This is a genomic window from Nostoc sp. TCL240-02 (genome assembly GCF_013343235.1).
Lineage (GTDB): Bacteria > Cyanobacteriota > Cyanobacteriia > Cyanobacteriales > Nostocaceae > Nostoc.
On the sequence record NZ_CP040094.1, the window covers coordinates 6,387,516 to 6,409,705 of the forward strand.

Sequence of the window (22,190 nt, forward strand, 5' to 3'; positions counted from 1 at the left end):
GGAGTTGACATCCTCCCTGACCTAAAGGACAGGGAGGATGTCAAGAGATATGGTCATTGAATCATCCGGCGCTCAGAAATCCATGTTTCCTTCATAACCAGTCCAATTAGCGATCGCTAGAAATATACCGGATAGAATATCTTTGGTCGTGGGCACTAGAACAGGGTACAGCACCACTGAACAGCCCCCCCAATTTTAAATATTTAGCTTAGAACAACCCTATTCATACCTAAACTGACAGTTAAAACAGCAGATGTAGACCATCAATGTCAGAATACTGAATCATGGGATGAAAAAATAAAGGTGAGTAATACCCACACCCAAACTTGCTAGTCAAAATCTATGACTTTGACCCCCTCTCAAACTCGAAAGCGACCCACTCAAGCGATCGCAGCCAAAATTTTCCACTGGTGTAACATCATTAGCCTGTTTATCATGCTCACCAGTGGACTACAAATTTACAACGCCAACCCTGTTTTTGGTGGACGTGCAGGTTTGCACATTCCTCCGATATTTACATTAGGAGGTTGGCTTGCAGGAGGTAGACACTGGCATTTTGCTGCAATGTGGCTATTCTCGCTAAATCTCTTGTGGTATGGAATTTATATTTTAATTACTCGACGCTGGCGACATCGGTTTGTCGGTGCAAATGACTTCAAAGCATTACAAAAAAGTCACAATTCCAAGCGCCTAATTTATGCTTGGCATCGGATTGTGTATACAGCAATTATTCCAATCTTGCTGCTGGCGTTATTTACAGGAATAGGAATGTATAAACCTGCTCAATTTCCCTGGATTGTGGATTTATTTGGCAATTGGCAAGCATTGCGAATTGTTCACTTTGCCTCAGTGCCAATGGTTATCTTATTTGCAGTGATTCACTATCAATTAGGGCAAAAAGCTGGTGGTACTGAATTAACAGAATCAATGTTTTAGTAAATAAACTCTGGTCATAAAAGTAGGAAAGCGCAATAACCAATGACCAATGATCAATGACCAATGACTATTTAAAAAAAATGAACTTTTTTGATAAATTGAATCGTAGTATCTTGCACAATCAAAGCTTACTATTTGTAGGACTCGATCCAAATCCAGAGATGATGCCTGTGCGTTATGAATCTGAAGAACTCATCGCTGGTTTGGAAAAGTGGTTACAATTCATTATTGCGGAAACTGTTGATTACGTTTGTGCTTATAAACCGACACTTGGCTTCTACGAAGCGTTAGGTATTCCCGGTTTAGAATTGCTGTACAAAACTTTAGCAGCGATTCCAGCGCACATACCAGTTATTTTAGATGCAAAACACAGTGACTTAAATACTAGTACCATTTTTGCCCAAACTGTGTTTACACAATGGGAGGTGGATGCAATTACTCTTAGTCCCTATACAGGACAAGATCATGTAGCCCCTTTTTTGGTCTATCCTGATAAGGCAGTGTTTATCTTATGCTGTACTTCTAATCCAGGCGCAGAAGCTTTACAGCAATATCCTACAAACGAGTCACCCCTTTATTTACAGGTAGTAAAAGAATCAAAAACCTGGGGAACTCCAGAACAATTGGGTTTGGAAGTGGGAATTACCAATCCTGAAGTTTTAGCACTTATTCGAGCGATCGCGCCTGAACGGATTATTATGGCGCGTAGCATCTGGGCGAAGGGTGGAAACTTAAGACAAATTTTAGAAGCAGGTTTGAATGCTAACGGCGATGGTTTGTTGATTCCTGTCCCTCAAGATATGTTGGGAAACACACAGCTATCTCAAGAAGTACAATCTTTACGCGCAGAAATTAAGCAAATAAAAACTGAAGTTATTCACGAAAATTCTACGTGTTCTGTGTGGTTTCCTGATGTTTGTTTCTTAAATCAACATCCCTACCAGGATTTAATTTTACAACTTTATGATATTGACTGCATTATGTTTGGCAGTTTTGTCCAAGCATCAGGAGCAATATTTCCTTATTACATCGACTTACGCAAAATTATTTCCAATCCCCAAGTTTTTAATCAAGTTCTCACAGCTTATGAGGATATTTTAAAGAATCTCAATTTTGATAGATTAGCAGGTATTCCCTATGGTTCTTTGCCTACCGCGACTGGTTTAGCTTTGCGCCTTCATTGTCCGATGATTTTCCCTCGTAAAGAAGTAAAAGCCCACGGAACGCGAAGAGTTATTGAGGGTAACTTTCATCCTGGCGAAACAGTTGTGGTAGTTGACGATATTCTCATCAGTGGCAAAAGTGTTATGGAAGGCGCAGGAAAGTTAGAATCAGCAGGATTAAATGTTAATGATATTGTGGTACTTATCGATCATGAACAAGGTGTAAAAGATAGGTTACAGCAAAATGGTTATCGTAGCCATTCAGTTTTAACTATTTCGGAAATTACTAATACTCTCTATCAAGCAGGACGAATAAATGAGGAGCAATTTTTGGCTTTTGCTGAAAGTTAAGAATTGGGAATTGGGAAGATTTTTTTGCCGTTGAGTATATTTTCCCAATTAAATGTAGTAAATAGAATAATTTTAGTTTTAAATTAATTATGAATTTTCCACTCAATCAACTACTTAGATGGTTAATTTTTACGCTGTTATTTCCTCTAGTGTTTCTCAATGGTTGGCTAGCATTTTTGCTTGTTAAAAATTTTCAACCTGTCGTAACAATTCTTGTCTTAGCTACTTTGCTTGCATTTGTTTTAAACTATCCTGTTACTATTCTTCAAAAGCAAGGAGTGAAACGTGGCTATGCAGTATCATTAGTTTTTATATCAGCATTGATAATTATCGTTGCTCTGGGTATCACTTTGGTTCCCATTGTTTTAGAGCAATTTAATGAAATGGCGAAAGTTCTTCCTCAATGGATTGATTCTAGCGAAGAAAAACTTCAAACTTTAAATGCTTGGTTCTCTAGGCACAAATTAAATGTAAATTTAAGTCAGCTACTAACACAAGTAACTGACCAATTACCTAATGAATTCGAGTTCGTTACGGATAAACTTTTAAGCATTATTAGAGATACGATTGATAGTGTTTCTGATGCCTTAATCATAGTAGTGCTGACTTTTTACCTCTTGTTAGATGGCCCAAGAATTTGGGAGGTAATATTTAAAAAGTTGCCTGGAAGTTTTGCCCAGAAGGTAAGACAGTCTATTCAGCAAAACTTTCAAAATTACTTGATTGGGCAGGTAACTTTGGCTTTTCTGATGGGTGCTTCATTAACATTATTGTTTTTAGCTTTTCAAGTCCAGTTTGCTTTACTCTTCGGTTTGGGAGTTGGACTTTTGAGTTTAATTCCCTTTGGCGATGTCGTCAGTCTTGTTGTAATCACTTTCATAATAGCCACACATGACTTTTGGCTAGCGGCGAAGGTTTTGGCGGTAGCTGTTGTGATAGACCAGTTAATCGATCAGGCGATCGCACCACGGCTTTTAGGCAGATTTACTGGGCTTAGACCAATATGGGTGTTAATTGCTTTACTTGTAGGAACCAATGTCGGTGGAGTTTTAGGTTTGCTAATCGCGGTACCTGTAGCTGGTTTTATCAAGGATGCAGCAGATGGTTTTTATAAATCTGGTGATTCTGAGAATGTAGTTAAAAGTGAAGTAGCATCAGAATTGTTGCCAGAGGAATCAGTATAGAAATGAGTTGTTTATAAAAATAAGATGCCATATTACCGTTAATACTAAGTTGCAACGGTATCATTAAGGATGAAGTGTAATAGTCAGAATAGTTATAACTCCTTGTTCAGATCCGTAATACCAAAAAACTCGAAAAGCAGCAGGTGTTTTGTTTTCTACATAAGCTTCAAAAATTTCTTCTCCATTGGGCCCTGATAAAGATTCATATTTGTGAGTATTCAAACTAGGGTGTCGTAGGTTTGTTTCCATTAAACCCAGCGTTTTTAAAACTTTTTGGTACTTCTTAGAGTCAGTTTGTTGTAGTTTAGCTAGTGCTGTACTAGCCTCGCTTGAAAATATTATCTTAAAATTCACTATTGCTCAGTTTGGTAGATTAACCCTTGTAACAAGGATTATGTTTTAAAATTAGTGTTCAGAGCTAGTGTCCTGGTGACATCCTCTATTCATCAATTTCTATATCCGCATACTCGGCAAACGAACCTAAGTCGTGAAGTTCACCAGAACTTGCCTGTTTTATACCAACTTCTAATGAGCTACGAGCTACAGAATTTTGCCATATCCAAAGTTCTCTTTGTGGAATGTTTACAATTGGATCTAGCAGAATTTGTCCTAACTCATTAATCAGCACTCGGTAACTCTTTGCTTTGGCAACAGTACCCAAGGTTAATCGTCCTTTGTTATCAGTTTTGACACTATCTTTAACTATTTGGAAGTCCTGATTTTCAATCATATTGCTGCTATGCTGCTATATCCTAAACTCATTATAAACATCTGTGGGTAAGTGGGTATTGCCCACTTACAAGAAAATTGCATAAAAAAGCCCCCAGTATATCTACTGAGGGTGAGAAATAATACCATTTCACTTTATGTTTGTCGGAGATGACCCTGCGATCGCCTCTACTTAGATGAGAGGCTAATTATTTCTCAAATATTACAGCAAAAAGCGATCGGGTATAAAATTAGCCAACATTTGCCAAGAGCAATTCTCGTTTTTCTAATTTTTGTACTCTCACCTGAGAGTCATCATCAACATCGATAAGCGCTGTGTCTCCATCTGTAATTTGACCAGACAGCATTGCTTCGGCGAGAGAATCTTCTAAAAGGCGCATAATTGCCCGACGTAATGGTCTTGCACCATAGCTGGGGTTATAACCTTCTTGCACTACAAGTTCTTTGAAGCGATCGCTAACTTCAAGAGTAATCCCCTTTTCTGTCAAGCGTTTAGAAACTTCACGAAGCATAATTTCAGCAATTTGCTTCACTTCATCCCTAGAAAGCTGGGTGAAGACGATAATTTCATCGAGACGGTTCAGGAACTCAGGACGGAAGTAAGCTTTCAATTCTTCATTTACCAAGGTGCGGATACGGTTATAACTAGCGTCGGCTTGAGTGTCGAAGTCAAAGCCTAAACCACTACCGCCTTTTTCAATCACCTTGGAACCGATGTTGGAAGTCAAAATGATCAGCGTATTCTTGAAGTCTACTTTCCGACCTTTGGCATCGGTAAGATGACCGTCATCCAAGAGTTGCAGCAGCATATTGAATACATCGGGGTGCGCTTTTTCGATTTCGTCAAATAGCAGCACTGTGTAGGGTTTCCGCCGCACGGCTTCTGTAAGCTGTCCGCCTTCGTCATATCCGACGTAACCCGGAGGCGAACCAATTAACTTAGCGACGGTGTGGCTTTCCATGTATTCGGACATATCTAGCCGAATCATCGAATCTTCCGCACCGAAGAAGTAGGAAGCTAGTGCCTTCGCCAATTCTGTTTTACCGACTCCGGTAGGGCCAGAGAAGATAAAGCTAGCAATGGGACGATTGGGATTTTTCAAGCCGACGCGGGCGCGACGGATACCGCGAGATACAGCCGAAACTGCTTGCTCTTGACCGATAAGGCGTTGATGCAGAGTGTCTTCTAGGTGCAGAAGTAACTCTGACTCAGATTCCGTCAGTTTGTTGACTGGTACACCAGTCCAAGAGGCAACAATTTGGGCGATGTCTTCTTCGTCAACCACAGTCGAGTTTACAGGTTGCTCGTTTGGTGTAAACGTTGCTTGCAGTTGTTCTGCAAGTTTTAACTCTTGGTCGCGTAGGGTTACAGCTTTGTCAAAATCTTGGACTCTGACTGCTGCTTCTTTTTCTTTGGTAACGCCAGCGAGTTCACGCTTGAGTTCTTTATTAGGAGAACTTTGAGAGTTCCGCAGACGAACGCGAGAACCAGCTTCATCAATTAAGTCTATTGCCTTATCTGGCAAGAAGCGATCGCTAATATAGCGGTCTGATAATTCTGCGGCTGCTACAAGTGCCGAATCCAAAATTGTGACTTTGTGGTGCTGTTCGTAAGCGCCGCGCAAGCCGTAAAGAATTTGTACGGTTTCTTCTACTGAGGGTTCTCCAACCATAATCGGTTGGAAACGACGCTCTAAGGCGGCATCACGCTCGATATGCTTGCGATACTCATCGAGGGTAGTTGCGCCGATGCACTGGAGTTCACCCCGTGCTAAGGCAGGTTTGAGGATGTTTGCTGCATCCAAACCACCTTCTGTACCACCAGCACCAACCAAGGTGTGAATTTCGTCAATTACCAAGATGATATTGCCGACAGTGCGAACTTCTTCCACAACTTTTTTGATGCGTTCTTCAAAATCGCCACGGAAGCGAGTTCCAGCCACCAATGACCCCATATCGAGGCTGATAACTTGCTTGTCTTGCAAACTTTCGGGAACATCTTGGTTGATAATTCTTTGAGCTAGACCTTCTGCGATCGCAGTTTTACCAACTCCTGGTTCTCCAATCAACACGGGATTATTCTTAGTGCGGCGACCGAGAATTTGGATTGCCCGCTCAATTTCTTTCTCACGACCAACAACGGGGTCGAGTCTGCCTTCTTGCGCTAATTTGGTCAAATTTCTGCCATATTCTTCCATCGTTAGCGGTTGGGTGCGCTTTTGACTACCACTACCAGCGAAAGCTGGTGCATTTTCACCCAAACGGCGAACTATGGCACTGCGAACAGTTTTGAAGTCAACTCCTAGATTTTGTAGAACTTTAGCGGCGACACCTTCACCAGCCTCAGTTAATCCTAAGAGTAAGTGTTCTGTGTTGATGTAATTCTGTCCCAGACTATGAGCTTCTTTAAAAGATTGCTCGAAGAGGCTTTTCACCTTGGGAGTGAAAGGAATTTCTGGTGGTACAAAGCCAGAACCCCTACCAATAATTTTTTCTACCTCACGACGTGCGTCTTTGAGGGTAACGCCTAATTCGGCCAGCACTTTAGCAGCAACCCCAGTTCCTTCTCCCATCAAACCCAGGAGAATTTGTTCAGTTCCTACGAAATTGTGTCCCAGGCGACGTGCTTCTTCCTGAGCTAGCATAATTACTCTAATGGCTTCGGAAGTGAAGTGTTCAAACATAATGGGTTCTTGCTCCCTCGCTGCTTGGACTTTGGGTGAGATAAAATTCACCCTCATCTAAAGTTTTTTGTATTTTCTTAAGGACTAATGTAACTTTATTTAAAGTTAAGTGGCAGTGGTGAGAGCCGTAAGACATCAGGTGTACTAGCCGTCTAAGAGAATTTAAGAGTTGGGAGTTAGAGGTTAAGAGTAAGTAAGGAGTTCTCAATTTTACAGTTAGTTTTTCCGTGTAGAAGATGATTTTTTGCCTTTTCTGCTCCTCTGCTCTCGGCTAAACTTAGAACTCAGGACTAAGAACGGGCTAAACCCTAACTATCCGCTAACAACACTCAGGACTGACGATGACTGAACCAAAGGTTGGTAAAGACCAACAACACCCTCTTTATAATCGCGATCGCCCCCTTATTGATATCTTACTCGCTCAAGAGGCGACAGACTATAACTTAGCAGAATTAGCTAGGTTGCGAATGCGTTATCAAGGCTTTCCAGGCGCAAGAGACATCCAAAAAGACCTAGATAAAGTCTTACAGCAGTGGGGTTTAACCGAAATTGAGCTTTTTGAGAAAACTCGCAAAATTCACGATTTGGGCGGTATTTACAAAAGTCGCGGTAAAAAAGATGAACAGGATTGGAATTAGGGAATTGGAGATTGGGGATTAATTATTCCCTCGTATTTCCAACTCTTGTACAGACGCGATGAATCGCGTCTCTCCTAAGTCGTTATTTATATAGACTACAAGACTTTGCACTGACCATGATGCCGTAACAAATGGTCACACAGTATCAATGCCACCATTGCCTCAACCATTGGCACTGCACGCGGTAATACACAAGGATCGTGTCTTCCTTTTGCTGCTAATAGGGTTTCTTCGCCCTCACGAGTTACAGTCTTCTGCTCTTTTCTAATTGTTGCTGTCGGCTTAAATGCAACTCGCAAAATGATATTTTCGCCGTTGGAAATACCGCCTTGAATACCGCCAGAACGGTTTGTTACTGTACGGATTTCACCATTTTGATTGATATAAAATTCGTCGTTATGCTCAATTCCCGTTAGTAGCGTTCCCGCAAAACCGGAACCAATTTCAAAGCCTTTGCTAGCAGGGAGAGACATGACACCCTTAGCGATATCAGCTTCTAATTTATCAAATACTGGTTCGCCCAAACCTTTCGGTACATTTCGGGCTACACATTCTACGACACCGCCGATAGAATCACCTTGTCTACCTATTTGCTCAATTAATTCAATCATGCGATCGCCACATTCAGCATCGGGACAGCGAACGATATTGCTTTCTACTTGCTCTAAGGTGACAGTATTTGGATCGACTACACCTTCTAAGTCTTTGATGCGCTTAACGTAAGCAATAATTTCGATATTGGCAACTTGACGGAGAATTTTTTTAGCGATCGCACCTGCTGCTACTCTCCCGATTGTCTCACGCGCTGACGACCTACCCCCACCTTGCCAATTGCGAATGCCATATTTTGCATCATAGGTTGCATCCGCGTGAGAAGGCCGATACTTCTGTGCCATCTCGTCGTAATCTTGGGGACGAGTATCTTGATTACGTACCAAAATTGTTATAGGCGTTCCCAGCGTTTTGCCTTCAAATACTCCTGAGATAATCTCGCAGGTATCAGCTTCTTTGCGAGGAGTCGTAATTTTACTTTGTCCCGGTCGCCTTCTATCTAGTTCTACCTGAATTTCTTCTGCCGAAATATCTAGTTGGGGAGGACAACCATCAATCACAACTCCCACACCGCCGCCGTGAGACTCGCCAAAAGTACTAATGCGAAATAAATGACCAAAAATATTGCCCATGATTTTGAGGAAAAAGGTGAGGCTTATGTATTCTACCTAGAGTTCTTCAAAAGTTTGTCTTTGCTTTTTGTAGAATTCTTCGCTATTTCCTAGTATTTATGCAACAGTCTCATTGCAGTTCCAGTGATGAAAGTGGACGCATATAGTTATCTGCTCAAAGAGTAAATTACCATGCAAGGGTTACACCTGCCAGGAAATCGAACAATTCACAACAGCTTAATTAGGGGTTAACCGATAGATATAGTGAAAACATTAAGCTCTTTTGCCAACCACAACTGTCACGAGAGTACAAACCACAAAAAATACGGAATAAAGCTTCTATTTTAGACCTATCATCTATCCAAACTCGTTCAAAATTATGGAGTGGCAATTTAACACTATCTGGCAATGGTTGTTGTGCATTGTCAGAGTTTTGTTTTGGTAGCTTGGACTAATTTGCATTTAATAGCAATGAATCTTTTCCGTGGCTTGGACGAATTTGGCGTTGCCGTAGCCTCGGTCATAAGCGGCAAGTAGTCTTTTGCCTAACTCACGAGTTACTTGTAGAGGTTTCTGATTCGCTCAACATCCTTGACAAAAGTACATTTCCATAAGATGCACTCATGTAACCGTTGTCTGCGATCGCCTATAGCCATTTACAATACGTAAGTAAGACAAATGACGTAATAACAAGGCTTTTAGGCATCAATTCTGAAAATTAAAGAAAAAAATAATTACTAATTGCCTAAAAATTCCGGTTTTTTTGGCTTTGGGATGATAAATAAAAATAATAGCGTTGAATGTCATGCTTCTTGCTGCGAAGGATTACTGAAATTCTTTGCTGCTTTCAGGATGACTACTGAGCATCAAATAACATCTGCCGCCAATCAGTTTTTTGCTGGGGATGCTGCTACATCCAAAGGCTTTACCACAAAACTTGCTCTAGATGTATCTAAGTAATTATGCTGATAAAGTGTAAAGATGTCACCGGATCTAGAAGTGAATTTTAAAGTAACTGTAAAGGATTTTGTACCATTTTGGCAGGTTTTTATCGGAAAGATGGGATATTAGTAGATTGTACAAATCTTTATTGTTATTCACTATCTACCGACAACTGCTAAGTACAAGCAAATAGCGACATAAATAAGTTTAAGTAATTTAATGAAGTAGGAAATAATACATGGTATTATCACTGTCTTCTCATAACGTTATCCAGTATCTGCAAGAAGCGGGGCTGTGTAGCTCAGAAGATGACGCATCAGATAAATCTGAGTTGCCAGGAAGTAGTAAGAACAGTTTCGATTTACTCGTGACTTTAGCAGATAATCGGAAACTGCTCATTAAACAAGAACGTAACGTTAAAAGCAATGACGGCGCTCCTCATGAATTGTTTCAGGAGTGGCTATTTCATCAGTTGCTCCAACAGTTTCCAGTTCTCGGCAATATTTCTGAGGTTGCACCGTTAGTAGTCCATTTTGACGAAGAAAATTCTATCCTTGTCCGCAACTACTCAAGTGAATATCTTAAGCTTGCGACATTGTACCACAATAATGAGATTTGTCCACAAGAAATTGCCACTGCGATCGGCACTACTTTAGCGGGACTCCATCGCGCAACCTACAACCGCCGAGAATATCGGGATTTTATGGCAACTGCTCCCCAAGGAGAGTTTCGCTATGGCTTTTACAATCCGGCGCAAGGGGTAGGGTCAATTGGGCCGGAGATTTTTGGAACGGTTCCCACGGATGCACTGAAATTCTATCTACTCTACCAGCAATCGGAGAGTTTGGAATCTGCGATCGCAGATTTGGCGTATGACTGGAATCCTTGCTGCTTGACTCACAACGACCTGAAATTGAACAACATCTTGGTTCATTCCAGGTGGGAAAAACTAGACAATTGCCTAGTAAGACTAATTAATTGGGAAGCTTGTTCGTGGGGAGATCCCGCTTTTGATTTAGGAACTTTACTAGCAAGCTATTTAGGAATTTGGCTAAATAGCCTCGTCGTAGATCCCACCATTGAGTTACAAGAATCTCTACATCTGGCTTTGACACCGTTGGAGAGTTTGCAACCTTCAATTATTGCCCTCATTAGGGGTTATCTAAATGCTTTCCCAATGATTTTGGAATACCGCAATGACTTTATTGTGCGCGTTATCCAGTTTGCAGGATTGGCACTAATTCATCAAATTCAGGATATGATTACCTGCCGAAAATCCTTTAATAATGCTGATATTTGTATACTCCAAGTCGCTAAAAGTTTACTCACTATGCCACAGCAAGGTGTACTGACTATTTTCGGAATATCAAAGTCAGAAATTCTTAATCCTATAGGGAAAGTTCATAAACTTCCTGAAGCGTTAAAAGAGCCACAGCTACTTCGTCTTTATTACGAAAAAACTCGACTTCGTGGTTGTTAATAGCAGGAAACAGAAGAATTCTGAATTATGTTGTTTAAAGTTTGAGTTTTAAATGGATTAATGCTAAATTACTCTATCAATCAACCGCTAAACTCTCTATTCGATATTGCTAAGAATATTCAGATTGAACCAAATTTTTGTATTTATCATCCCAATTATCAACCCTTTGCTCTGCCGACTAAAGTGGCCGATAGATTTCAGCAAAATTCTGTAGATTTACAACAGAAATATTTAACTCTACTGCTGCGGAACTTTCTTTATGGAATCTATTACAATGGCTCTTTACAAAGTACTTTAGCAGTCAATACTGATAGTAGTAATTGCCCAACAAAGCATAATTTAGCAGATAATTCCATCTTAGAAATTGATTGGAACTTTTACGAGCATCTACACGCCAGTAATCACGGCATAGGTTACTTTGACCCTCGATGGCAGGTATTGCGAAAAGAGCCTGATGGTACTATGGCGGTAACTAAAGGCGGTTTAACACTTTATGTTGAGCCAGACTGCCACCTTAAATCCAGCAAAAAATCTACCAAAGTGGGTGACATGGTAGCAATCTGGATGCCCAAAAATCGATTACAAAATGGCTCTTACTTGGCAGTTAGTAATATCGGACAGGAACGGCAAAGCAACCCCGATACTGATTTGGGAGCAGGGCGAATTTACTTTAACTTTACGCCATCTGGTGCGATCGCTCTCATGGAAAGCCTGACACTGCAATTAAACGCAGCCTCCATACCCTTCAGCTTTCAGGTTCTCCACAACCCTTCTGCATACGGACGCTATGATTCTGGGCTACTCTACTTTGAACTCCCCGACTATCCAGCAATCCGCACAATCCTTCAGGCTATTTATCTAGAAAATCAATCCCATTTCCAGCCCGAAATCCCTTTGTTTACCAAATTTTTAGCCCCAGGTTTAGGTTTAGCTGAAGAACCAACCCAAAAATTTGCCGCACAAGAAAGTTTTGGGATGAACCGTTGCCAAATTGTCGCTAATGCTTTGTTGGAAGCTTGGCAGAAAGGTAAGAATGCGATGGAGGAACGGATGGGGGTTATTGACCAACACTTTGCACGACATCTAATAGATTTACAGCGTCCTTATCTCAATCCCAGTTCTGAGGATATATATAAACCATTAAATTGATAGGAAATGGTGCAGGGAGCAGGGGAGGCAGGAAGACAAGGGGGACAAGGGGGACAAGTCTCTCTCTTGTCTCCCCCCTCTTCCTTGTCTCCCTTGTCTCTTCTTCATGTTCAATTCCCAATTCCCAATGCCCAATTCAAAATTCAAAATTCAAAATTCCACAATTACCGGCGTATGGTCGCTGGGTTGGGTTAATTTTCTGGGTTCGACATCAATAGTACAACTTGTAGCACGCTCATACAGCACGGGTGTGAGATAGTGATGGTCAATTCGCCAACCTAAGTTGCGACGAAAGGCGGCGGCGCGATAATCCCACCAGCTATAATTTCCGCCTTCTGTGGTGAATTTGCGAAAAGCATCGGCAAACCCTAGTTGCAGAATCTCGCGCAAGGCTTGACGCTCGGTTTCTGTTGCCATAATGTGATTTTCTGTACTCACTTGTTCGTGAATATCCTTGTCTTCTAGGGCAATGTTGAAGTCACCGCACACACAAATTGCAGGTTCTGACAGCGAAAGCAATCGCAAATACTCGTGTAGCGCTGTTAACCAGCGCAGTTTGTATTCATATTTTTCAGTTCCTACTGCTGCACCGTTGGGAACGTATAAGTTAACAATCCGAACACCATCAATTACACCTGTTATTACCCGTTTTTGCTCATCCCATTCATGGTGTAAGTCTGGCAAAATCGCCCTAAACCCGCTACTTACGTTTAAAAGTGGCTGGCGGCTAATCAGGGCTACGCCGTTATAAGATTTCTGTCCTGATATATAAAGGTTATAGCCCAACTGCTCAAAAGGCGATCGCGGAAACTCGGCATCCGCAACTTTGGTTTCTTGTAAGCAGAGAACATCAACGAGATTATTAGTTAACCAATCAGTAACCTGTTCGAGGCGAGTGCGAATTGAGTTGACGTTCCAAGTAGCGATTTTCATTAGTTATCAGAATTTTTTGAAACTTAATAATTACAAATTGTGTAATTATTGTACAATTACTTAATATTTATAATTTCTTTTCCATTTCCCAATTACGTTTAAACAAACCTTTAATCATTTGATCCCATTGAATATTTTAGTATTGTCAGCTACCAAATATTCAATTTTGTAAGTTCTGCTACAAAATATTCTACTTCATTATGATCCCCAAGACAGATGCAACAACTAATTGATTAGTTATACGTTAGAAATGTAACTCAGGTCTGACTTTTGCCGAATAATCCTTTAGATTTGTCGATATAAAATTTGCAGGATGGTTAATCGGTATTACGCTTTTGGTAGCCTGTTAGGTTAATTTAAATGTCAAAATAGTAAGTACAAATGCTCTGTTCTCATATAATAATGATGCAACTCATTATATTGAGGACAATTTCATAGACTGAACTAAAAAACTTATGAAAATCGCTCAAGTTGCCCCCTTATGGGAAAGGGTTCCACCTCCAACTTATGGAGGAATAGAACTGGTAGTGAGTCGCTTGACTGATGAACTTGTTCGTCGCGGTCATGAGGTAACATTATTTGCCTCTGGCGATTCTCAAACTTTGGCTCATTTAGAAGCAGTTTATCCGCGTGCATTGCGCTTAGATCCGAATGTTAAAGAGTATGCCGTGTACGAAATGCTAGAACTGAGCCAAGTTTACCAACGTGCTAAAGAATTCGATCTTATCCATTCTCATGTAGGGATTTCGGCATTACCTTTAGCGAGTTTCATAACAGCAACTTCTACAGTGCATACCCTGCACAATAATTTTACAAACGACACCCGTCACGCATTTAGCTATTACCAGAAGCAACCATACATCAGCATTAGTAACTCGCAACGTCAAGTCGATCTAAATTATGTTGGTACGGTTTATAACGGAATTGAGCTAGCAGATTATCCTTTCGTAGCCCAACCGTCAAAACCTCCATATTTGGCATTTTTAGGTCGTTTTTCACCAGCTAAAGGGCCACACCATGCGATCGCTATCGCAAAGCAGACTGGTTGGCATTTAAAGATGGCAGGAAAGGTTGATGTTGGCGACTCTGAGTTTTTTGAACAAGAGATTGCCCCCCACATTGATGGTCAGCAGATTGAATATCTCGGCGAAATTAACCACGCCGAAAAAACTGAACTTCTGGGCAATGCTGCCATAACTCTTTTTCCCATTAACTGGCAAGAACCTTTTGGATTAGTGATGATTGAATCAATGGCAACTGGTACACCAGTAATTGCCATGAATTTCGGCTCAGTACCTGAAGTAATTGCCCACGCTAAAACAGGCTTTATCTGCAAAAGCTATGCAGAAATGACGGCAATGATTCCCCTAGCTTTGGAACTCAATCGTCAAACCTGTCGAAAACATGTAGAAAGCAACTTTAGTGTTAACCAAATGGTTAACGGATATGAAGCTATTTACAGACAAATTATTAAAGACCGCATAGAATCGAATGGTCGCATTCATGCTACCAAAATACACTTTTAATCAACTGCTTTTTCTTGCTGAGTTTAAAACAACAAATTTTTTTAAGGAGGACATTGGTATGAGTACGAGAGCCAACACTTGCCCTTGTTGCGGTGGTTCCCTCCTGCGTCATGCTCGTCATGGTGAACTATATTGGTTTTGCCTGTCGTGCCGACAAGAAGTCCCACTCTTAACTGTTATTCGCTTACCTAATGTGGATACCCGGAACACCGGAGTTCTTCCCCAACCAGTGGTAAATACCTAGTTCTTGCAATTTTTAAATAGATAAAACTTGACTAGAAATCAATACTGATTTGTTTAGACCTATAAATTAGCTTCAACTGGTAAAATCGGATGGAGCTAATTGATAGGTTTAAAGCTTTGTTAGCAGCGTTACTTTATGGGCAAGAAGATTTACGGTTAGAGCAAGTTCCTGACCCTACACCGGCGGCTGGCGAAGTTGTAATTCAAGTAGGGGCAGCAACAACTTGTGGTACAGATTTGAAAGTTTGGCGGCGTGGTGGTCATGCCAAAATGCTGAAACCGCCGACGCTATTTGGTCACGAAGCTGCTGGGCGAATTGTTGCCTTGGGTGCAGGCGTTACAAATTGGCAAGTGGGCGATCGCATCGTTGCTAATAATTCTGCCCCATGTATGAAGTGCTTTTTTTGTCAACGCCAAGAGTATTCTTTATGCCCGAATCTGACCTGGAATAACGGGACTTTTGCGGAATACTTGAAAATTCCCGCATCCATAGTAGAGCATAATTTATTGCAGATTCCCGATAAGTTGCCGTGGGAATTGGCAGCCATGACGGAACCATTAGCTTGTGTGTTGCATGGTGTAGCCCGTTCTAATATCAAGCCCAAAGATCGAGTAGTCGTCTTGGGAGATGGGGCGATTGGGCTAATGTTTGTGGCGGCGTTGAGTGAGAAAGCTGAAGTGTTGCTGTGGGGAGGTAATAACCATCGGCTAGAAATTGGTCAAAAATTGGGTGTAACCCAGACCTTTAATTATCATCAAATCCCGGATATTGCTGGTGTAGTGAAAGAACTTACCCAAGGATGGGGCGCAGATGTGGTGATTGAAGCCACAGGTGTACCAAGTGTTTGGGAAACTGCGATCGCCTGCGCCCGTCCTGGTGCAACAGTTAACTTATTCGGTGGATGTCCACGAGATACCAGCATTACCGTCAATACAGAACAGTTACACTACAGCGAACTGACCATTAAAGGCGTGTTTCATAATACACCTGAGTATGTGCGGGAGGCGTTGGCACTTATCGCTAGTCGCAAAATTTCCTTTGAGTTACTTATTAGTGAACAGCGGCCATTAAAAGATTTAGAACAGGTGTTTTGTGAGATGAAGGCGCGACAGGTAATTAAGGTAGCGATGATTCCTTAGTTTTTTGCGGGGTACAGCACAGCAGATGCGATGAGTCTAGCCAAACAATTTTGAAAATCTGGACACTAAAGGATCTACAATTTACCATCTGGTAATAATTGGGGTGAAAACATTGCCCACAACGACTCATAGTAAGGGACAAAATAAGCAGCCTGTTGGGGTTCCAGACGAGACCGGATCTCGATGCCGAGCAAGTGAATCAATTGCCGCACCAATTCCCAACGTACCTTTAATCGGGGATACAGCATAACACACAGCGGAAATAGCTCTTGTTGTACGGCGCTAATGTTGTTCTCCAAAATACAAACCCATAGATAGACCTGGAACATCTCTGTATCACGAACACTCGAAATCTGAATGTTGGTGTCATCTAAACGGCCTGTGTAGCAGTAATAATCGGGATACAATTGCATCACCTGTTTCACGATGTTGGCCGCAATCTCACTGCACAAGGGCAAGAGTTGCTGGACTGCTTGTAACGGTGGCGCGTCGTAAGCATGTTGTGCTGCTGCCTGGTAAGCACGCTGGAGTGGCATGTAGAGATGGTCATCAATCACCTTGAAGTAAGCGCTCAACAATGGTTGCTGCGCTAGTGGTGTCAAGTTGAGCAGCATTTGTCCACTGTAGTGGAATTGCATACTAATGAACCCGATCACTCTAGGATCATTTGCTATGTACTTCTGCCGAATGTGTCCCAAATCCCTCGCAATCCAAGTAGAAAACTTTGGTGGGGGAATTTGTTGAGCATAGGCTGAGAGGGCAGTTTGATAAATCTGGTGAGCATCCTTTGTTACTGCCCACGGATCAATCAATTGAGCGTCAATTTGATGCCGAATTACCTCTTGAGACAAAAGTGCTTCCGTTTTTGCCCACGCTTGAACACTTGTGGTTCGGAGTGTCTGCATTAACGTTGTTGCAATCTCAGTTGCTATTCCACTGTGGTTGAGGGCTTCGACTTGATCGTCCTGTTCAGCTAGCTTTTGCAAATACTTCTTCGCCCATGCTTCTGAAAATACTTGGTTTGTTCCTGTATTAAAATCTTCTGGCTGTTCTGGAAATAATGAAATATTTTGTAAATTTATCGGCACCTGATTTATGTATCCAATAAAATATTTCTTAATCTTTTCCAGCATAGAAGAATAAATCTGACGACAAACACCGCAAGATTACGGAGTTTATTCTTTCTTCAAACTTAATTGCTGATTTTTTATTTTCTCTGGAAAAAGGCAATGCCTGTCTTGAAAAGTGACGCTCCTGCATCCCTAAAAGCGAACAAGTCGGCAAACCCGTTGTTAGCGCCTGGCTCGGCTTTTCGCTACAACGGGCGTAGCTGCCGCAACTTGATTTTTTACAATCGACTAGTATCTTTTGTAACTAACTTCCAGCCTTCAGCTTGGTCAATTAGCTTCATCGAATCTAGCTGGAGATTGTTGAAAGCAGATGTATGAAGCAGAAAGTAGGGTTGCCCGTTGTAGTGCCAATAATATTCTAGTTCGCCAACAGAAGCGGGAATGATGGTGCGATCGCTATAATAATCCAACGAGGGACGATGGTAGGGAAAAGATGTGTAAATCTTCCTCGTAGCTGGATTTGCCCGCGCAATCATAGCGGCGACTGGTTTAACTGGATAGGCTTCAGATAATTCCCAAACCCAGTAGTTAGATTTCATTAACAGCAGCAGCGAAAGATAACTTCCCCAAAACAAAATCTTTAGAAATTGCCCGTCGCCTCGTTCTGCCAAAATAGCTGCTAAGGTCATAGTTAAAGCTACTGCTGCAAAAATCAGTTGTAAGTCTGTTTGTGATGTTGTACCCCAACTGAAATAAATGCTACCAGCAGAAGCGACTACAGCAAGTATTGCCAAACCAGCAACCCAAGCACGGGGATAGGATGAGAGTAAAGGCGAATTTTCTGTATCTGATAATTGGATACCAAAAGCTAAAGCTAAACTAGGGTAAATCGGGAATAAATACCAAGGTACTTTGGTAATCATGAAAGAAATTACCAACAGATAAATACCACTCCACGCCATTACTAGTTTTGCCCAGCTAAGATTGCGATTTTCCCAGGTTAAGCGGACAGTTTGCGGTAAGAATAATAACCACGGCCATGTGTATTTGAGAAGTTCAATAACATAGTACCAAGGTGGTTCAGGATTACCCTCTACAAACGAGCCAATTCTACCTAGTGATGGGTTTACAATTCCAATTTGGGCGAAAGTGTAACCATAGTGAATTAGTTGGGCGCTATACCAAGCAGCTACAGGCAGAATACCAATGAAGATTGCTATCCAAAGATAGTAACAAGTAAGCAGTCGTGGCGTATCCCAAAAGAGAAATGCGATCGCGATCGCACCTAGCAACACACCTAGCAGTCCTTGAGTTAGGCAAATTAACCCAAAACTTACACCAACACCAAGGCAATAACGTAAATCTCGGCGCGATCGCAACACGCACAACATCATCAGCATCAAAAAACTTACCATCGCCCCATCCAACATTGCCAGCCGCCCATGACGCACCACAGGTAGCATTGTTAGATAAATTAAGGCGCTATAAATAGCAGCCCAACGTTGGCGAAATATCTCTCGAGCAATGCAATACAGTAAAGGTACAGATGTCGCTGTTAAAATTGCTCCAGGTAGACGAGTTGTCAACTCATTTTCGCCTCCTAGAGAATAAGCCCAGGCAATTAGCAAATGTATCAAAGGCGGCTTGTTATGATATGGTTCGCCTCCTAGCGTTGGGAAAAGCCAACGCATTGAACCTGCTGGAGCGTGCCAAATTTCACGAGCAACCTGTGCCACAGTCCCTTCATCCCAATCTCGCAGGGGCAATCCTCCCAGATTAATGCTAAACAGTAATACTGCTGCCAACAGCAATACTATTAGCCATACCCAATCAATCCATCTGCCAACCGTGCGATGCTGTTTTTCTAGATGACTCCAAATAAAGCTTCCTTCTTGCATATTCTCTGGTAATCATTTTACTTGCTGGTTTGATTACATAGAGACCAAAGTGAATCTCCAATGTTGCCACCCAGTAGCAACGTATATTCTTAACAATTGCTAGTTTCCAAGATTAACTCAACTTTATCTAATTAGCGCTATTTTTTGAAAAATTTATCTTAACTAGTGAAATAACATATAAATCGGAAAATGATAAAAATAATACAGTCAAAAAATTATTCATCACCTGTTACTTAGTCCGTAAATTAACTTGTGTTTTATTTGATATTTAACGCTTAGTTTAATTTTTATCACTTAGTTTTTATCTGGCTAAATTTAGATTTATAGGAAATAATTGCTACAGACTTTTAATGACCTGCTGAACAGTCCAAGGAATTAGCTATCATCTTTTTGGATAGTAATTACCAACATCTTTTAAATCTTCCGGTTCGTTACCATCTCAGCTTGGAATTTATTCTAGGGCTACTAATCTAGTTTTTATCCTCTGGCTGGAAACGCTCATCATTGCCGCTCTGCTGCAAGTAAAGAGGTAGAGCCTCACATTAGACATTCCCCATACTGAGAACGAAACAGACTAATGAGCAATAGAACTGAATACAATACTGCTCGGTTAAGAAAATTTGTAGTTGGGTTGAACAAAGTGAAACCCAACCTATATTGGAGTTATTTTTTAGGCTTAACCAAACAGTATTGGAACTGAATAGTCTAAACGTTTGATTAATTGAACTTGCTAGGTTTTAATACAATACAATTCAGTTAAGTATTTCTTCTTTTCTATCCTTTGCGTCCTTTGCAGTTAGTTAAAAAAATGACTTTGACAAATAACTTTAGCCTGATTGTGTTTTAATAATCACTTGATAGTGAGTGGCTTAAGTATCACTATGCCTTTTGATTTTGATATTAGTATTAAAAAATAAAAATAACTTGTAGTTTTAATTCTTGATTCTGAAAATTAATTTCAATCTGTCTGATAAATTCTCGAAAGTAAAATCGTCGCTCTGTTTCCGACAAATCTAACCAAAATTGTGGTATGGAAACAGCTTGAGCAACAGAACGTAAATTAACTGGGGGGAGAGTCGCCAACTTTGCTTCAAGTGCAGAAATTTCTGTGCGGAGTTTGTAAGCCCTTAGCTTTGCTGTTTCAATATCTAAAATCCCAGTTTCGATTAAAGCAGGTAACTGAGCAAGTATTTCTTGCTGACGAGCGATCGCTTGTCCTAAACTATTCTTGACGGTATCCAATTGGGGAAAATTCATCCCCGCGACGGCTAAGGGTAAGTCACGGCAAACGGTTTCAATTGTATGTTCCAACACTTCTTGGTAGGGAATAGCCTTACACTTGGGGCGTTGAGGACAGCTAGTAGAACGTAAATAAAGATACTCCTTATCTTGATTGCGTTGGGTGACACGAGTAACTGTTAGATGTGACTGACACTCAGCACAAACAACCAACCCAGCTAAAGAACGCCTAGCACTAGCAGTTCTGGATGGTAAACGGCTATTACGGCGTAAAAGTCGGTCAATTTGGGCTGCTTCTTCTTTGGAAATTATCGGAATATGTGTATTAGAGATAATTTCACCATTTTGGTAAGCTGTATTGCCGCGATAAACTGGATTAGTCAACCAGCGTCGCCCAGTTGTGACAGAGATTTTTTTGCCGTATTTTTTCGCCAAGTAACGAACCGAACCCCGCAGGGAACCGTAGAGTAAAAAGTGTTCAAAAAAATCTTTGACTACTGGTGAGGTACTGCGATCAACAGTATATTTTCCCTTACCTCTGCGATAGCCGTAGGGAACTTTGCCGGGTGGTGGTGCAACCTCAAGGCGATTACGGGCGTGTCCTTGACGGATGCGACGACTACGTTGTTGACGTTGGATTGCATTTAGCAAATTCAGCAAGTCAGCACCCAAAGGATAATTTTCGGAAGTATAGGGCTGTTCAGTGGCGATTATCGCTACTCCCATCGCTTCGAGTTTATGTAAGCGATCGCTAATTTCCTCTACAGTATCCCCTAATTCTTCCAGTCGCCGAATCAAGAGATAATCTGCTGGTTCAGTTTCGCAATCGGTAAATAATTGTTGTAATTGTGATCGCGTAGCGTGTCCGTAGGACTCTCGCGTAGCCTGTCCAGAAGACTCTGGCTTACCCAAATCTTCATAAACCCAATCCACCTCCCATCCCCAATCGGCTTGATCGGGAGAAGATTCTAATAGCGGATTGGTGTAAGAGTAAGCAATTATTCTCATTAGTCATTTTTCATTGGTCATTGGTTATTGGTCATTAGTCAATAAATAGTTCTTCTTCCCCTGCCTCCCCTGCCCCTGTGCCCCCTCACTCCTGACTCAACTCAATAATATTTCCATCAGGATCTTGAGTGAATAGGGCAGGGCGACCGGAAGCGCTGGGTTGAATGGGATAATTATGATCGAGCAACTCTTGTTTTGCAGCGTCCAAGTTAGCAACCGAGAAAGCGACGTGAGGGTTGCGTCCCCATTTTTCGTTGGGGTTTTCGGTAGGGACAGTAGGTGCAACTATTAGGTGAATCTGATAGTTACCGACTTGATACCATGTACCAGCGTATTTCAGGGAACGATCTATTTTGGATAATCCCAATACTTTGCCATAAAAGTGTTCAGAGCGTTCTAAGTCAGTCACAAGAATTGCTGTATGGAGACTTTGGGTAATCTGCATTGTCGGTAAGTGCGATCGCGTTTATCTAAATTTTGACGTACTTTGAACCCTTACGAAGTACTTATTCTCCACCCCTAGTAGGCTTGTTATTACCAACATCTTTTAAAGTAAGGTAAAGGTGTATTACAGTCAGAGTATGAGGTTGAAAAATTTGACAACCCTGAATCCTGACAGCAGTTGACTAATGGGGAAACGCTGAATTAAGAGATAGTCATTGTGCAAATAAGCGATCGCAGGGATTTTTTTGAAAATAACTCAGCTTGTTTCTA

General features: G+C 41.4%; 19 protein-coding genes. 10 read left to right on the forward strand and 9 right to left on the reverse strand.

From position 1 onward, the window contains the following. Window positions 1-342 precede the first annotated feature (342 nt). The 3 genes from FBB35_RS27180 to FBB35_RS27190 all read left to right on the forward strand — a co-directional run bounded on the left by FBB35_RS27180 (window position 343) and on the right by FBB35_RS27190 (window position 3,634). On the forward strand, window positions 343-936 hold the full coding sequence (locus tag FBB35_RS27180; protein WP_174712235.1) for a cytochrome b/b6 domain-containing protein: 594 nt from the start codon (window positions 343-345) through the stop codon (window positions 934-936). Window positions 937-1,016: 80 nt separating this feature from the next. Next, the gene (locus FBB35_RS27185) at window positions 1,017-2,450 is read left to right on the forward strand and encodes a bifunctional orotidine-5'-phosphate decarboxylase/orotate phosphoribosyltransferase (protein ID WP_174713785.1); all 1,434 of its coding nucleotides are present in this window, start codon (window positions 1,017-1,019) and stop codon (window positions 2,448-2,450) included. Window positions 2,451-2,539: 89 nt separating this feature from the next. After that, complete coding sequence (locus FBB35_RS27190) at window positions 2,540-3,634, forward strand: AI-2E family transporter (RefSeq protein ID WP_174712236.1); 1,095 nt, start codon at window positions 2,540-2,542, stop codon at window positions 3,632-3,634. 63 nt (window positions 3,635-3,697) lie between these two features. Here the strand turns inward: FBB35_RS27190 and FBB35_RS27195 are convergent, their stop codons facing one another. From FBB35_RS27195 to FBB35_RS27205, 3 genes are all read right to left on the reverse strand, one after another. Continuing rightward, window positions 3,698-3,988: a hypothetical protein gene (locus tag FBB35_RS27195; protein WP_114081325.1), complete on the reverse strand. Its 291-nt coding sequence runs from the start codon at window positions 3,986-3,988 to the stop codon at window positions 3,698-3,700. 85 nt (window positions 3,989-4,073) lie between these two features. Continuing rightward, window positions 4,074-4,364, reverse strand: a complete 291-nt coding sequence (locus FBB35_RS27200) for a hypothetical protein (protein ID WP_174712237.1) — start codon at window positions 4,362-4,364, stop codon at window positions 4,074-4,076. A gap of 229 nt (window positions 4,365-4,593) precedes the next feature. Then, window positions 4,594-7,047 (reverse strand): ATP-dependent Clp protease ATP-binding subunit, encoded by a 2,454-nt coding sequence (locus tag FBB35_RS27205; RefSeq protein ID WP_174713786.1) that lies wholly within the window; start codon window positions 7,045-7,047, stop codon window positions 4,594-4,596. A 341-nt stretch (window positions 7,048-7,388) separates the two neighbouring features. Between FBB35_RS27205 and FBB35_RS27210 the strand changes: the two genes are divergently transcribed. Then, window positions 7,389-7,685, forward strand: a complete 297-nt coding sequence (locus tag FBB35_RS27210) for a DUF3288 family protein (RefSeq protein ID WP_174712238.1) — start codon at window positions 7,389-7,391, stop codon at window positions 7,683-7,685. Between the two features lie 95 nt (window positions 7,686-7,780). On the opposite strand, the gene aroC is transcribed toward FBB35_RS27210, so the two are convergent. Beyond that, the gene (gene aroC, locus FBB35_RS27215; RefSeq protein WP_174712239.1) at window positions 7,781-8,869 is read right to left on the reverse strand and encodes a chorismate synthase; all 1,089 of its coding nucleotides are present in this window, start codon (window positions 8,867-8,869) and stop codon (window positions 7,781-7,783) included. 720 nt (window positions 8,870-9,589) lie between these two features. On the opposite strand from aroC, the gene FBB35_RS27220 reads away from it, so the two are divergent. From FBB35_RS27220 to FBB35_RS27230, 3 genes are all read left to right on the forward strand, one after another. Next, window positions 9,590-9,808, forward strand: a complete 219-nt coding sequence (locus tag FBB35_RS27220; RefSeq protein ID WP_174712240.1) for a hypothetical protein — start codon at window positions 9,590-9,592, stop codon at window positions 9,806-9,808. 220 nt (window positions 9,809-10,028) lie between these two features. Further along, window positions 10,029-11,270 (forward strand): aminoglycoside phosphotransferase family protein, encoded by a 1,242-nt coding sequence (locus FBB35_RS27225; RefSeq protein ID WP_174712241.1) that lies wholly within the window; start codon window positions 10,029-10,031, stop codon window positions 11,268-11,270. Between the two features lie 60 nt (window positions 11,271-11,330). Beyond that, a complete protein-coding gene (locus FBB35_RS27230) occupies window positions 11,331-12,419 on the forward strand; it encodes a T3SS effector HopA1 family protein (protein WP_174712242.1) in 1,089 nt (362 codons plus the stop codon). Window positions 12,420-12,569: 150 nt separating this feature from the next. Here FBB35_RS27230 and xth read toward each other — a convergent pair whose 3' ends face one another. Beyond that, entirely contained in the window at window positions 12,570-13,352 is a 783-nt protein-coding gene (xth, locus tag FBB35_RS27235; protein ID WP_174712243.1) for an exodeoxyribonuclease III, read from the reverse strand. Between the two features lie 455 nt (window positions 13,353-13,807). Between xth and FBB35_RS27240 the strand changes: the two genes are divergently transcribed. The 3 genes from FBB35_RS27240 to FBB35_RS27250 all read left to right on the forward strand — a co-directional run bounded on the left by FBB35_RS27240 (window position 13,808) and on the right by FBB35_RS27250 (window position 16,261). Next, window positions 13,808-14,878, forward strand: coding sequence for a glycosyltransferase family 4 protein (locus FBB35_RS27240; protein WP_174712244.1), 1,071 nt, complete (start codon window positions 13,808-13,810; stop codon window positions 14,876-14,878). A gap of 58 nt (window positions 14,879-14,936) precedes the next feature. Further along, complete coding sequence (locus tag FBB35_RS27245) at window positions 14,937-15,122, forward strand: hypothetical protein (RefSeq protein WP_174712245.1); 186 nt, start codon at window positions 14,937-14,939, stop codon at window positions 15,120-15,122. Window positions 15,123-15,238: 116 nt separating this feature from the next. Continuing rightward, on the forward strand, window positions 15,239-16,261 hold the full coding sequence (locus FBB35_RS27250; protein WP_174713787.1) for a zinc-binding dehydrogenase: 1,023 nt from the start codon (window positions 15,239-15,241) through the stop codon (window positions 16,259-16,261). 74 nt (window positions 16,262-16,335) lie between these two features. Here the strand turns inward: FBB35_RS27250 and FBB35_RS27255 are convergent, their stop codons facing one another. From FBB35_RS27255 to FBB35_RS27270, 4 genes are all read right to left on the reverse strand, one after another. Next, window positions 16,336-17,349 (reverse strand): hypothetical protein, encoded by a 1,014-nt coding sequence (locus FBB35_RS27255; protein ID WP_217481678.1) that lies wholly within the window; start codon window positions 17,347-17,349, stop codon window positions 16,336-16,338. A 260-nt stretch (window positions 17,350-17,609) separates the two neighbouring features. Next, a complete protein-coding gene (locus FBB35_RS27260) occupies window positions 17,610-19,229 on the reverse strand; it encodes a glycosyltransferase family 39 protein (RefSeq protein ID WP_174712246.1) in 1,620 nt (539 codons plus the stop codon). Between the two features lie 906 nt (window positions 19,230-20,135). Next, window positions 20,136-21,476, reverse strand: a complete 1,341-nt coding sequence (locus FBB35_RS27265; protein ID WP_174712247.1) for a recombinase family protein — start codon at window positions 21,474-21,476, stop codon at window positions 20,136-20,138. Window positions 21,477-21,561: 85 nt separating this feature from the next. Beyond that, window positions 21,562-21,921, reverse strand: coding sequence for a VOC family protein (locus tag FBB35_RS27270; RefSeq protein ID WP_174712248.1), 360 nt, complete (start codon window positions 21,919-21,921; stop codon window positions 21,562-21,564). Between the last annotated feature and the right edge of the window lie 269 nt (window positions 21,922-22,190).

Excerpts from the sequence above, each read along its gene's own strand:
- FBB35_RS27205 (WP_174713786.1), bottom strand. The coding sequence starts at position 7,047 with ATGTTTGAACACTTCACTTCCGAAGCCATTAGAGTAATTATGCTAGCT.
- FBB35_RS27245 (WP_174712245.1), top strand. The coding sequence starts at position 14,937 with ATGAGTACGAGAGCCAACACTTGCCCTTGTTGCGGTGGTTCCCTCCTG.
- FBB35_RS27180 (WP_174712235.1), top strand. The coding sequence starts at position 343 with ATGACTTTGACCCCCTCTCAAACTCGAAAGCGACCCACTCAAGCGATC.
- FBB35_RS27265 (WP_174712247.1), bottom strand. The coding sequence starts at position 21,476 with ATGAGAATAATTGCTTACTCTTACACCAATCCGCTATTAGAATCTTCT.
- xth (WP_174712243.1), bottom strand. The coding sequence starts at position 13,352 with ATGAAAATCGCTACTTGGAACGTCAACTCAATTCGCACTCGCCTCGAA.
- FBB35_RS27240 (WP_174712244.1), top strand. The coding sequence starts at position 13,808 with ATGAAAATCGCTCAAGTTGCCCCCTTATGGGAAAGGGTTCCACCTCCA.
- FBB35_RS27185 (WP_174713785.1), top strand. The coding sequence starts at position 1,017 with ATGAACTTTTTTGATAAATTGAATCGTAGTATCTTGCACAATCAAAGC.
- FBB35_RS27230 (WP_174712242.1), top strand. The coding sequence starts at position 11,331 with ATGCTAAATTACTCTATCAATCAACCGCTAAACTCTCTATTCGATATT.
- FBB35_RS27225 (WP_174712241.1), top strand. The coding sequence starts at position 10,029 with ATGGTATTATCACTGTCTTCTCATAACGTTATCCAGTATCTGCAAGAA.
- FBB35_RS27190 (WP_174712236.1), top strand. The coding sequence starts at position 2,540 with ATGAATTTTCCACTCAATCAACTACTTAGATGGTTAATTTTTACGCTG.
- FBB35_RS27210 (WP_174712238.1), top strand. The coding sequence starts at position 7,389 with ATGACTGAACCAAAGGTTGGTAAAGACCAACAACACCCTCTTTATAAT.
- FBB35_RS27260 (WP_174712246.1), bottom strand. The coding sequence starts at position 19,229 with ATGCAAGAAGGAAGCTTTATTTGGAGTCATCTAGAAAAACAGCATCGC.
- FBB35_RS27270 (WP_174712248.1), bottom strand. The coding sequence starts at position 21,921 with ATGCAGATTACCCAAAGTCTCCATACAGCAATTCTTGTGACTGACTTA.
- FBB35_RS27200 (WP_174712237.1), bottom strand. The coding sequence starts at position 4,364 with ATGATTGAAAATCAGGACTTCCAAATAGTTAAAGATAGTGTCAAAACT.
- aroC (WP_174712239.1), bottom strand. The coding sequence starts at position 8,869 with ATGGGCAATATTTTTGGTCATTTATTTCGCATTAGTACTTTTGGCGAG.